Source organism: Zhengella sp. (genome assembly GCF_041397485.1).
Lineage (GTDB): Bacteria > Pseudomonadota > Alphaproteobacteria > Rhizobiales > Rhizobiaceae > Zhengella.
The window spans coordinates 217,652-229,861 of the sequence record NZ_JAWKWO010000002.1 but is presented as its reverse complement, the minus strand read 5'-3'; the positions used below and the strand labels follow the sequence as shown (position 1 = coordinate 229,861).

At 65.0% G+C, this 12,210-nt stretch carries 12 protein-coding genes; 5 read left to right on the top strand and 7 right to left on the bottom strand.

Annotated features, from left to right (window positions below):
• The first annotated feature begins 37 nt into the window (after nt 1–37).
• On the top strand, nt 38–1,000 hold the full coding sequence (gene cysK / locus R3D65_RS07105; protein WP_371274522.1) for a cysteine synthase A: 963 nt from the start codon (nt 38–40) through the stop codon (nt 998–1,000).
• 92 nt (nt 1,001–1,092) lie between these two features.
• Here the strand turns inward: cysK and R3D65_RS07100 are convergent, their stop codons facing one another.
• The 6 genes from R3D65_RS07100 to mbfA form a co-directional block, all read right to left on the bottom strand.
• Nucleotides 1,093–1,251: a hypothetical protein gene (locus R3D65_RS07100; protein WP_371274521.1), complete on the bottom strand. Its 159-nt coding sequence runs from the start codon at nt 1,249–1,251 to the stop codon at nt 1,093–1,095.
• Between the two features lie 130 nt (nt 1,252–1,381).
• Nucleotides 1,382–2,767, bottom strand: coding sequence for a TRAP transporter large permease (locus tag R3D65_RS07095; RefSeq protein WP_371274520.1), 1,386 nt, complete (start codon nt 2,765–2,767; stop codon nt 1,382–1,384).
• Nucleotides 2,764–3,387, bottom strand: coding sequence for a TRAP transporter small permease subunit (locus tag R3D65_RS07090; protein ID WP_371274519.1), 624 nt, complete (start codon nt 3,385–3,387; stop codon nt 2,764–2,766). Before R3D65_RS07090 ends, R3D65_RS07095 begins: the two co-directional genes overlap by 4 nt.
• An 81-nt stretch (nt 3,388–3,468) precedes the next feature.
• Entirely contained in the window at nt 3,469–4,479 is a 1,011-nt protein-coding gene (locus R3D65_RS07085) for a C4-dicarboxylate TRAP transporter substrate-binding protein (protein ID WP_371274518.1), read from the bottom strand.
• Between the two features lie 83 nt (nt 4,480–4,562).
• Nucleotides 4,563–6,023, bottom strand: a complete 1,461-nt coding sequence (locus R3D65_RS07080; protein ID WP_371274517.1) for a hypothetical protein — start codon at nt 6,021–6,023, stop codon at nt 4,563–4,565.
• A gap of 293 nt (nt 6,024–6,316) precedes the next feature.
• Nucleotides 6,317–7,300, bottom strand: coding sequence for an iron exporter MbfA (gene mbfA, locus R3D65_RS07075; RefSeq protein ID WP_371274516.1), 984 nt, complete (start codon nt 7,298–7,300; stop codon nt 6,317–6,319).
• 183 nt (nt 7,301–7,483) lie between these two features.
• On the opposite strand from mbfA, the gene R3D65_RS07070 reads away from it, so the two are divergent.
• From R3D65_RS07070 to R3D65_RS07060, 3 genes are all read left to right on the top strand, one after another.
• Complete coding sequence (locus R3D65_RS07070; RefSeq protein WP_371274515.1) at nt 7,484–7,951, top strand: CYTH domain-containing protein; 468 nt, start codon at nt 7,484–7,486, stop codon at nt 7,949–7,951.
• Nucleotides 7,948–8,865, top strand: coding sequence for a CHAD domain-containing protein (locus R3D65_RS07065; RefSeq protein WP_371274514.1), 918 nt, complete (start codon nt 7,948–7,950; stop codon nt 8,863–8,865). Before R3D65_RS07070 ends, R3D65_RS07065 begins: the two co-directional genes overlap by 4 nt.
• A gap of 109 nt (nt 8,866–8,974) precedes the next feature.
• Complete coding sequence (locus R3D65_RS07060) at nt 8,975–9,766, top strand: YiiX/YebB-like N1pC/P60 family cysteine hydrolase (RefSeq protein WP_371274513.1); 792 nt, start codon at nt 8,975–8,977, stop codon at nt 9,764–9,766.
• On the opposite strand, the gene R3D65_RS07055 is transcribed toward R3D65_RS07060, so the two are convergent.
• A complete protein-coding gene (locus R3D65_RS07055; protein WP_371274512.1) occupies nt 9,758–11,452 on the bottom strand; it encodes a SulP family inorganic anion transporter in 1,695 nt (564 codons plus the stop codon). The two genes, R3D65_RS07060 and R3D65_RS07055, sit on opposite strands and share 9 nt — an antisense overlap.
• Before the next feature lie 134 nt (nt 11,453–11,586).
• Between R3D65_RS07055 and R3D65_RS07050 the strand changes: the two genes are divergently transcribed.
• Nucleotides 11,587–12,210 carry an isoprenylcysteine carboxylmethyltransferase family protein gene (locus tag R3D65_RS07050; RefSeq protein WP_371274511.1) on the top strand — a complete coding sequence of 208 codons (624 nt, stop codon included), beginning with the start codon at nt 11,587–11,589 and terminating at the stop codon, nt 12,208–12,210.

Sequence of the window (12,210 nt, the reverse complement as noted above, 5' to 3'; positions counted from 1 at the left end):
CGCCTAGGCTGGCAATGAATGCATCCGGAGGAAACCCATGTCAGACAGGACGCAAGGCCGCGGCCGCATCTACGATTCGATCACCCAGACCATCGGCAATACGCCGCTGGTCCGCCTGCCGAAATTCGCCGCCGAGACGGGCATCAAGGCCGATCTCCTGGCCAAGCTCGAATTCTTCAATCCGATCGCCTCTGTGAAGGACCGGATCGGCGTCGCCATGATCGAGGCGATGGAAGCAGACGGCCGCATCGCCCCGGGCAAGACGGTTCTGGTCGAACCGACCTCGGGCAATACCGGCATTGCGCTGGCCTTCGCCGCCGCCGCCAAGGGGTACCGGCTGATCCTGACCATGCCGGAAACGATGAGCATCGAACGGCGCAAGATGCTCGCCCTTTTCGGTGCGGAACTGGTGCTGACCGAAGGGCCGAAAGGCATGAAGGGCGCCATTGCCAAGGCAGAGGAACTGGCCGCTGCCCTGCCGGATGCGGTCATTCCGCAGCAGTTCGAAAACCCGGCCAACCCGGACATCCATCGCCGCACCACCGCCGAGGAAATCTGGAACGACACCGCCGGCGGCGTGGATATCTTCATCTCCGGCATCGGCACCGGCGGTACCATTACCGGGGCCGGCCAGGTCCTGAAGAGCCGCAAGCCGGGGCTGAAGGTTGTCGCTGTCGAACCGGTGGACTCGCCCGTCCTGTCGGGCGGCCAGCCCGGCCCGCACAAGATCCAGGGCATTGGCGCCGGTTTCGCGCCCGGCGTGCTGGACCGCGACGTCTATGATGAAGTGGTCACGGTCTCCAATGACAAGGCGTTCGAGAATGCCCGCCTCGTCGCTCGGCTGGAAGGCGTGCCGGTCGGCATTTCCTCAGGCGCCGCGCTCACCGCCGCCATCGAGGTCGGATCACGCCCGGAGAACGCAGGCAAGCAGATGGTCGTGATCATTCCATCCTTCGCCGAGCGCTACCTGTCGACCGCATTGTTCGAGGGGCTTGCCTGATCCCTGGCCGAGAGCCGGAACAAAAAACGGCCCGCTGCCTTGGCGGGGCCGTTCCCGATCCTCTTCAAGCACAGGCCTGACGGCCCGTTGGCTCAGAACTGCATCGTGCCGTGCAACTCGCCCGTCTTCTGGCGGCGCTTGGCACAGGCCGGACCGGGGCCGCGCATGTAGTGGCGTTCCGGCTGATAGCTGGGCCAGACAAATTCGAACAAGGCCGCGCTTGAGCGGCGGATGGCGCGTGGCAGGTCCATCGCCTCGTCTCCGGGATGCAAGGCGCGTGGCACCTGATGCCTCTCGCGCCGGGAAAATCGTGATTGTCAGAAGGATTGCACAAAGAAGTGAATCCTTGCTGAACGAATCCCGGTTCACGCACGAATTTTCCTAGCCCAGCACCAGCCGCGGCAACCAGAGCACGATCTGCGGGAAGGCGATGAGCACACCCACCGTCACCACGTCGGCGATGAAGAAGGGCGAGGCCCCGCGAAACACGTCCTGAACCGAGATGTCAGGCCGAACGCCGGCCACCACGAAACAATTGAGCCCGATGGGCGGCGTGATCAGGCACAATTCCGCCATCTTGACCACGATGATGCCGAACCAGACGGCGCATTCCGGCCCGCTCATGCCCAGGGCCGAAGCTGCCGCAGTGACGCTTTCACCGCCATTGAGCGCCATGACCGCCGGAAAGGTGACCGGCAGGGTGAGGATCAGCATGCCGATCGCATCCATGAACATGCCCAGGATGACATAGGCCAGCAGGATGAACATCAGCGTCAGCATGGGTGGCTGATGCAGCGATGCGATCCAGTCGGCAAAGGCTTCCGGCAGGTTGGCGAAGCCCAGATAGCGCACGTAGATAAGAACGCCCCAGATCATGGTGAAGATCATCGCCGTCAGCTTGGCGGTTTCCGCCAGCGCGCTTTTCAGGTTGCCCCAGCGCATGCCCTTGTAGAGCGCCATCACGAGCACGATGAAGGCCCCCAGCGCGCCTGCTTCGGTGGGGGTGCCCCAGCCGAAATAGATGCAGTAGATGATGATGGCCACCACGGCGAAGATGGGCAGCGCGCCCGGCACCGTCTCGAAGCGCTGCTTCCAGGTATAGCCGCGCACGGGTGGCCCCAGCGTCTTGCGCCATTTGGCAAGGCCAACGATCAGCGCGGCATAGATGATTGCCGAGACGAGGCCCGGCAGGAAGCCCGCCATCAGCAATTGCCCGACGCTGGATTCGGTGATGATGGCATAGATGACCAGGATGGCGGAGGGCGGGATCAGGGAGGCCAGCGTGCCGCCAGCCGCCACGACGCCCGCCGCGAAACGCCGGTCGTAATTCAGCTTCAGCATTTCCGGGATGGCAATGCGCGCGAACACGGCAGAGGTGGCGACCGACGCGCCGGACACGGCGGCGAAACCGGCCGTGGCGAACACCGTGGCCACGCCAAGGCCGCCCGGCAGCCAGCCTACCCAGCGCTTGGCCGCCTCGAACAGCGCCCGCGTGAGCCCCGCATAATAGGCAAGATAGCCGATCAGGATGAAGGTCGGGATGAGCGCCAGCACGTGGCTGGCCGTCTTGGAATGGGGAATCTGGCCGGAAATCTTGACCGCGGTCATGAAGCCGCGCGCAAGCCCCTGGTTCTTGTCGATGGCGAAGATGACGAACAGGCCGAGAAAGCCGATCAGGGCCGTGGCGAAAGCCACGCGCATGCCCATCAGCACGAGGATGATGAGAAGACCGGAAAGGGCGATGGCAACTTCGATGGTCGTGGTCATCGCTGCGCCTCGTCTTCCAGGCCGGAGACCGTCTCCGCCTCATGCGCGGCCTGGCTGGCCGCATCCTCGATCAGCGGCACGGCCACGGGCTCGTCCTCGCCCGTGCGCACCGCCCGCCCATAGGCCCATAACTGCAACCCGAGCCGCACCGCCAGAATGGCAAGGCAAATGGGCACGACGATCTTCACCGGCCAGGTGGGCAGACGGATGTCGCCGGTGGAATCGCCGAAATTGAGCGCCCGCATGGCATGATCCCAGGAGCCGTAGATCAGCACGAGCGTAATCAGCATGATGCCGAGAATGCCGATGAACTCGGCGATCCACAGGGCCCGGCCTTTCAGCCTGGAAACCAGCAGATCCATTCGAATATGGCCGCCGAGCCGCTGCGTGAAGGAAATGCCGAGAAACGCCATCAGCGGCACGGCCGAGATCATCCAGTCGATATAGCCCGGTACCGGCCAGTTGAAGAACTTGCGCAACAGGATATTGGCCACCGACAGCAGCATCACCGTCAGGATGACGAGACCGGCCACCAGATTGAGTCCGCTTTCCAGCTTGAACAGCGCGCGGTCAGCCCGGCTGGCCGCCGAACCATCCTCGCGCACATTGCCCGTCGACATGCGGCACCCCTCCTTGCGAGTCGAATACGAACCGCGGCGCCCGGCCAGGCGCCGCGATGGAGTGACAGGCCTTGCGGCCGTTTACATGTCCTTCGTTTCCTCGACGGTCTTCAGCGTGAAGTCGTAAAGCTCCTGCGCGGGCAGGCCGGCCCCGGCATTGGCCTTGATCCACTCGTCACGCACCGGCGCTGCCGCCTCCTTGATCGCCCCGATCACATCGTCGGAAAGGGTGATTTCCTCGATTCCCTTTTCCTTCAGCAGCGGTCCCCACTTCTCGTAGACCACGTCATAGGCGTCGTAATAGGCTTCCATCGCTTCGGGAACCGACGACATCAGCGCCTCGCGTTCCTCATCCGATAGGGCCGCCAGCGCATCGTTGTTGACGACAACCGGACAGTTCACCGAACCGGGATTGAGGTTGGTCGTCCACCATTTCGCGATATCGGTCGTGCGGAAGGACATGTGCGCGTGCGGCGCGAAGGCCACCGCGTCCACGACGCCCGATTCCAGCGCATTGTAGGCTTCTGCCGACGTAACCGAAGTGGGAACCGAGCCGATCTTCTCGAAGGCATTGCCCATGCCGCCCGTGGCACGCACGCGCAGGCCATCGAAGTCCTCCAGCGTTTTCGGCGGCTCGCCCACGCCGGCCAGATTGTATTGCGGCAGCGGCGAGGCCATCAGGATGGTTGCGTTCCAGCGCGCCAGATCCTGGACAACAGCCGGGTGCTTGTACAGCGCCTCGTCCAGCGCCCCTTCCTGGCGCAGCGTCTGGACACCGATGAACGGCAGGTCGAGGACCATCAGCGTGGGATTCTTGTCCGGATGATAGGCGGCGCAGAATTGCGCCATCTCGAAGGCGCCAATGGAAATGCCGTCGAGGTTTTCGCGGTTCTTCGACAAGCCGCCATAGGAGATGTTCATGGTGAAGCCGCCGCCGGTCTTTTCCGAAACCAGATCGGCCAGCTTGTGGATGTGTTCGGTAAAGGCGCGGCGCTTGCCCCAGACAGAGACGTTCCATTCCGTTGCCATCGCCTCGGCGGCGAAACCGAATGCCACCGTTGAAAGCAGGGCTGTCGCCAGTATCCTCTTCATGCTGATCTCCTCCCGTGTCACAGCTTCTTCTTCTGGAGGGGCAAGCGTAACCGCCTGACCCGAAAGGGCAAGTCTTTTGTCCTTCAGCGTAGCGAAAGCAACCAGAGCGCAGCCAGGCAGATCAGGAACGCCATGGCGCCGTAGCGTCCGTTCCATGCGAAGGCGAGGCGCGTGGCCGGCACATCGGTGATCCGCGAGAGGATGAGATTGGTTGCGCCGAAGGGCGAGGACGTCAGGTTCAGGCACCAGCCCATGACCAGTGTCAGCGCCAGCAGGTCAGGCTCGATGATGCCGGCCAGCGCCTGGGACAGGAAGGCGCCGAGGAAGGTGACGGTGAGCATGGGAGGCAGCGCCGCCATCGAGGCCAGCGGCACCAGCGCCAGCACGAAAGCCTGGATGAGGAGGGGCGGGAGGCCCGACAGCCCTGCCGTTTCCGCCAGCCATTGCGACGGCAGCACCCGTGCCATCACCAGCCCGACAAAGCCGGCCAGTGCCAGCGTCACCGCCTCCGGGCTGCCATCGGGCATGGCGCGCAGGAAAAGCCCGCGCACTGCCTCGCCTGGCGGGGTTCCGTCTCCGCGCCCGGTGAGTGCCTGAACGGCCAGCCAGCCGATCGTCGCCGGTACGGCGGTGAGCATGATGGCGGTGACTGCCGGCACGGCGAAAGCGAGAACCAGCATGCCGGCAAGCAGGGCAAGCGCCGCATAGACGCCGGCCAGCCGCCAGGCGTCATCTGCAGGCAGCGATGGCACGGTGGCGGCGGCAAGCGGATTGGCCAGCCGCCGGCGCGCCGCGCGGCCTGTCATCCGGTCTTCCATCCAGCCCGCGAATGCCAGAACGACAGCCGTCGCCGCGCCCCAGCCCGCCAGATGCGTTGCCGTCGCGCCCGGCACGACCGAGACGCAGACATATTGCGAGATGGCGGTCGGCGACCAGAGGATGAACAGCGAGAAACCACGCGACAGCGCCGACAATTGCCGCTGTTCACGGATCGCGACGACCGCGGGATCCATACCCCGCCCGCCGGCCCTCGCGCCGCGCTGCACCAGCGGGCCCAGCAGGCTGAGCGCGCCGAAATTCATGATCACGCCCATCAGGTGCCCGCCGGACGCGATGGCCAGAAAGCGGCGCCCGGGCGGTTGCAGCGTCAGCCACGTGCCAACCGACAAGACAGATTGCGAAACCGAGGCACCGGCCTTCAGCACCGCCAGCAGCGTGATGAAGGCGAAGAGATAGGCCGAGCGCGTCGCCGCCGTCACAAGCACCGCCCCGGCATCAGGCAGAAGGGCGAGCGCCAGGGCCGCCGCTACCGCTGCAAGAGCCGCGAGGTAACGCTCCCTGAGCCGCAGGATGCGGTGGCCGGAGACCATGAACACAAGCAGGGTGAGCGCCGAGGCCGGTCCGAACCAGTGGCCGGGGCTGACGGCTTCCATGCAGGCCAGAAGACAGGTTCCGGCAAGGGCGGCATTGGCCAGCGGATTGCTGACCGCGCTGGGCCGGAATGCCGGTTCATCCTCCTGCGCGATCACACCTGCCCTGTTCAACGCCCTGTCCTGCCGACGCCTCGCCGGTACCCAGTCTAGAGTATTTCCGGCGAATATTGAATCGTTTGAACGCCGGGAGCTTGTGCGCTGACGAGACGCGTACGGCGACGCGGTGCAAGCACCGCCAGCCCGTGCGCAACGCTGTCAGCGTGCAAGAAACCAAGCTCAGATGATTGCAGTTTCTGATTTGATTTCATTTGCTTGCCTCTTCGGCTTGGGTGTCTTTTCCGCTCTGGCTGCGCCGAAATCCTCGCCCGATGCCCGGCATCGCGACGGCGCAAGCCGCCGCCGGTTCAGGCATTGCCGATCAGCATGCCCGCCGCGAAGACCAGCGCCCCGCCGAGCACCACCTGGAAGATCGCCCGGCTCCAAGGCGTCTCCATCCAGTGATTCTGAATCCAGGCAATGACCCACAATTCAAGGAACACGATCGCCGATGCCGTGATCGTCGCCGTCCAGAATTCCGGAATGAGATAGGGCAGGGCATGGCCCAGCCCGCCAATGGCGGTCATGATGCCAGAGGCAAAGCCCCGCTTGATCGGCGAACCCCGCCCGGAAATCTTGCCGTCGTCATGGGCGGCTTCGGTAAAGCCCATGGAAATGCCCGCCCCGACCGAGGCTGAAAGGCCGACAAGAAATGTCGTCCATGTGTCCTGCGTCGCGAAAGCGGTTGCAAAGATCGGCGCCAGCGTGGAGACGGAACCGTCCATCAGGCCGGCAAGGCCCGGCTGGACATAGGTGAGGATGAACTGCCGCCGCTCGGTATCGTCCTCCTGCGCCTTCGCATCTTCGTCGAGATGCTTGAGCCCCAGCCGCTGCGCCAGGCTTTCATGCGCCTTTTCCGCCGCCGCAAGGTCACCCAGCAGTTTGCGCGTGGAGGCGTCGGATGTGCGTTTTGCCGCCTCCAGATAGAAGCGGTGGGCCTGTGCCTCCATCTGCTCGGCCATCTCGCGCACCTTCTCGATGCCCAGCGGACGCACCAGCCAGTCCGGCTTGCGCTCGTAATAGCCGCGCACATGCTCGCGCCGGATCAGCGGAATGGTTTCGCCGAAGCGCTTGCGATGGGTCTCGATGAGACGGCGGCGGTGCTCGTCCTCTTCCTCGGCCATCTCGTCAAAGACCTTCGCCGATGCCGGATAATCATCCCGCAACCCGTCCGCATAGGCGCGGTAGATGCGCCCGTCATCTTCTTCCGATGAAATGGCGAGCGCGAGGATTTCCTGTTCGCTCAAGCTGTCGAAGGAGCGCTTCGACGCCCCGAAAAAACGCGAAATCATGGATGGCTCCAGTTTGGAATCATTCTAAACTAGGCAGGTCCGCATGCCCGGTCAAGCGGCAAGGCGGCGCGCCACAATGCCGCCCCGGCGTTGCAGGCCAGGCCTTTTTCCCGCCACGGGTCTTGACGCCTGCTGCCCCTTGGCCGACCTTGGGCGCGATGCCGACCGGACGGGAAACCGGAGATGATCGAGATCGAGCGGAAGTTTCTTGTTGCTGACCAGGGTTGGCAGGCGTCGGCGGATTCGGGGACTCTTCTTCTCCAGGGCTATATCGCCATCAGCAACGGCAATTCCGTGCGTGTCCGCATCAAGGGAGACGGATCGGCGTGGCTGACCGTCAAGGCCGGGTCGGGTCTGGTGCGCGAGGAATATGAATATTCGGTTCCCGTGGCCCATGCCCGGCGCCTGCTCGACCGCTGCATTGGCAACCTGATCGAGAAGACCCGCTATCTGGTCCCCCATGAAGGCTTTGTCTGGGAGGTCGATGTCTTTCATGGTGCCCTGGAAGGCGCCATGGTCTGCGAGGTCGAGATGGAGAGCGAGGCGGACGATCCGCCCTTGCCGGCATGGTGCGGCCCGGAGGTGACGGGCGACCCGCGCTGGTCGAACACGCAGCTTGCCATGCACGGCCTGCCGGAGGATGCCGTGTGAGCTACCGGATCGATCCGGGCAAACCGCTGGGCAATGAAACCCGCCGCATCGTGGCCGCTGCCGCCGCATCGGCCAAGGCGGTGCTGGCCGTGGACACAACCAGCGCGTCTGCCGCATGGGAGGCGCGAAAGGCCGTCAAGCGGGCGCGCTCCGCATTGCGCCTGGTGCGGGCGGCGGATCGCGCGGCCTGCGGCATCTGCAACGGGGAACTGAGGGCTGTCCAGGCAGCGCTGGCGATGCCGCGCGAGGAGGAAGCGCATCGCGAAGCCGCCATCAGCATGCGCCAATGGTGCGCCGGTCAGGGCAACAGGACCGCCGCCGACCTTTTCGACAGGCTGCGCGCTGCGCTCGACCGGCCGGCCTGTGTCCGAACTGCGTCCCGTGCATGGGCTGAAAGCCCGGACAGGCTCGGGGAACGGCTGGACCAGGCTGTACGGGCGCTCGACGGCTTTGCCGATGGCCTGTCGCCCCGGCGGCAATGCCGTGTCATCGAGACGGGTCTGTCGGCGGCGATGCGCAAGGCCGCTGTCACTCTCGACATTGCCGTGGAAACGGGAACGCCGGACGCCTGGCACGAATTCCGCAAGCATGTGAAGCACCACCGCATGCACATGCGACTGTTGAAACCGGCCTGGCCGGGCATGTTGCGGCTGCGTGCCGATGTCGCCCGGCTGATCCAGGTCGACCTGGGCGAGGACCACGACATCTGGCTTCTGCAAGCCCTTGCAGAAAACGAGCCGGGCCTTGCCGAATGGCCGGACGGCATTGCCGAGTTGACGGCCTGCGTGGATGCGCGTTCGCGCCTGCTCAGGCGCAATGCCAGGCGCGGTGCGCGTTACCTGTTCCGGGACAACCCGTCCGTGCTTGCCGGCATGATTGGCGGGCTCTGGAGACGGGCGCAGAAGGATGCCTGAGCGGCCGGCGTGAGCGGGGGCGCTTCACTTTTCCGCCATCGCGCGGCTGGCTGCTTGCGCGACGGCCCCGCAGTCTGTTCCCATGGGCGCCGTGCAACGGGAGGTCCGCATGGCAAACCTGACTGACCGCATCGGCCGGCGGCTCGCGCAATTCCTGCAGACCGAATCTTCCGGCTACGAGCCCTACACCCCTTCGGACCCCGAAACCCTCAAGGCTGTCCTTCAGCCCGGCGACATCCTTCTGGTGGAGGGAAACCAACGTGTCTCCGCGGTCATAAAATATCTCACCCAGTCCACCTGGAGCCACGCGGCGGTCTATGTCGGCGATGCGCTCGATCCGCCCGGTGACGGCAGCGAGCGGCACCGCCTCGTCGAGGTGGTGCTGGGAGAAGGCTGCATCTCGGTGCCGCTGTCGAAATACCGGACCTACAATACCCGCATCTGCCGCGCCCATGCCCTGTCGCAGGCCGACCGCAACCGCGTTGTCGCCTTCATGGTCGACAGCCTCGGCCTGCAATACGACATGCGCCACATCCTGGACATGCTGCGCTATTTCTTCCCGTTTCCGCCGGTTCCTGTGCGCTGGCGACGCCGCATGATCGCCTTCGGTTCGGGCGATCCGACCCGCGCCATCTGCTCCTCGCTGATCGCCCAGGCGTTCCAGTCCGTTCCCTACCCCATCCTGCCTGAGGTGACGCGTGCGCCCGGCCGGGCGGCGGCGGCCTCCACCTATTCCCGCTCCGAGATCCTGCATATCCGCAATCACACGCTGTTCACGCCGCGCGACTTCGATCTTTCGCCCTATTTCGCCGTGGTCAAGCCGACGCTGGAAAGCGATTTCGACTATCGCAAGATCGTCTGGGGCAGCGGCGCTGATGCAAACAGTGCGGCGTCAGGCTGATGCGGCTTCTCCCGCCATCGCGCGTGCGGTGGCGATGTCAGGGGCATAGCGGACCCGCGGCGCGGCCACGCCCTGGCTTTCCAGCATATGACGCACGGGACCGGAGGCGCCGGAAATGATCATCGAGACCTGCGCGCGCTCCGCCTTGCGCAGGCTGCCCTCGATCACGTTTGCGGCGGTGGAATCGAGAAACGGCACGGCCGAGCAATCGAGGATGAAGACCCGGTGCTTGTCGGCGATCCGGTCCAGGACGGAGCCGACGGTCGAGGCCGCACCGAAGAAGAAGGCGCCCGAAATGCGATAGACGACGATGCCGGGATCGTCTCCCGCCTCGTCCTGTTCCGGTTCGCCGATCCGGTCTGCCCGGTCGGTCACGGCGAAGGGCTTGTCCGGCTCCACCGCGATGATCTTGCCCATGCGGTCGATGAACAGGATGGCGCCCAGCGCGAAACCGACCACGATGCCTTCGGTCAGATCGCGGAAGACGACGAGCAGAAATGTGACGGCCAGGACCAGGGTGTCGCCTCGCGATGCCCGCACCAGCGCGGCGATGGCGTGTTTCTCGACCATGTTCCAGGCGACGATGGCGAGTACGCCGGCCAGCGCGGCCAGCGGGATATAGGCGGCCAACGGCGCGGCCACCGCCATGAAGACCAGCAGGAAGACGGCATGCAGCATGCCGGAAACCGGGCTGCGCGCGCCAGAGCGGACATTCGTCGCCGTGCGCGCGATCGTGCCGGTCACGCAGAAACCGCCGAACAGGGCCGACCCCATATTGGCGAAGCCCTGCCCGACGAGTTCGCAATTGGAGCGGTGGCGGCGACCGGTCATGCCGTCGGCCACCACCGCCGACAGCAGGGATTCGATGGCGCCAAGGAGCGTGAAGGAGATGGCCGCCGGAAGGATGTCGACGACACGCGACAGCGACAGGTCCGGCAGGGCCGGTGCCGGCAGCGTCCTGGGAATTCCGCCGAATTTCGTGCCGATGGTTTCCACCGGCAGGGCCAGCGCCCAGGCGCCCAGCGAGGCGACTGCGATGGCCAGGATCATGCCCGGCCAGCCGGGGCGAAACCGTTTCAGGCCCAGAATCAGGGCAATCGTGCCGACGGAAAGGGCAATGGCGGCCGGGCTTGCCGTGCCGGCGGCGGCCGCCAGCGCCTGCAGTTTTTCAGGCAGGGGGCCGGGTTCCCCGCCGGGCAGTTGGAGGCCGAACAGATCGCGCAACTGGCTGGCCAGGATGATGACCCCGATGCCGGCGGTAAAGCCGACCGTCACGGGATAGGGGATGAACTTGATGTAGGAGCCCAGCCGCAGCCAGCCCGCGCCGGCCAGCATCATGCCGGAAAGGAAGGTCGCCAGAATGAGTCCGTCCACCCCATGGACGGCAACGGTGGCGGCGACCAGCACGATGAAGGCCCCGGCCGGACCGCCGATCTGGTAGCGGCTGCCGCCAAGCAGCGAGACCAGAAAACCGCCGGCGATTGCGGTGTAGAGGCCGCGTTCGGGCCCGACACCCGAAGCGATGGCAATCGCCATGGACAGCGGCAGCGCCACGATGGCAACGGTGAGGCCGGCCAGCGCATCGGCGCGCAGCCAGTCCGCCGTATAGCCTTCGCGCAGGACGGTGACGAGCTTCGGTGTGAACAGCCCGCCGGTCGTGGCTGCGTCTGGATTGGTTTTCAGCATGATGTCATGTTCGTCGAGATAGAAAGACAGGGTACGGATGTTTGCACATGGCCGCGTTTGACGTTAAGACCCGCCGCGCGGTCGGGCAAGAGGCGGGCCGGAAACAAGCTCGAACGGACGGGAAAGCAGCGCGTATGGCCATTGAATTCAGCAGGGAAAAACTCGACCGGATCCAGAGCTTGCGCCGGCTGGCGCTGTTCGTGGTCTTGCTGATCGCCTTCCTGGCCCTCGCCTTTGTCTCCTCGCCCGGCGATGGCGAAATGCACGAGTTCGTCGAGGCGACGGGAATCGGCTTCATCGTGATCGGCATCATGGGCAGGCTCTGGTCGACCCTGTATATCGGCGGACGCAAGGCGCAGGTGCTTGTGCAGTCCGGTCCCTATTCGGTGACCCGCAATCCGCTCTATGTGTTTTCCACCATCGCCGCTGCCGGTGTCGGCGCACAAACCGGCTCGATCTCCATAGCCGTCATCTTCCTGTTTGGCTGCTGGCTGGCCTTCCACATCCTCATCCTCAAGGAAGAGGCCTTCCTTTCGGGCGCCTTGGGCCAGCCTTATGCGGACTATTGTGACCGGGTGCCCCGCTTCCTGCCCAATCCGTTCCTCTATCGCGACGAGGCCGAACTGCTGATCGTTCCGCGCCGGCTTTACTCGACACTCATGGACGGCCTTGTCTTCTTTGCCGCCCTGCCGCTCTTCGAAGTGATCGAATACCTGCAGGACGCGGGTTACCTGACCGTCATGCTCCGGCTGCCCTGA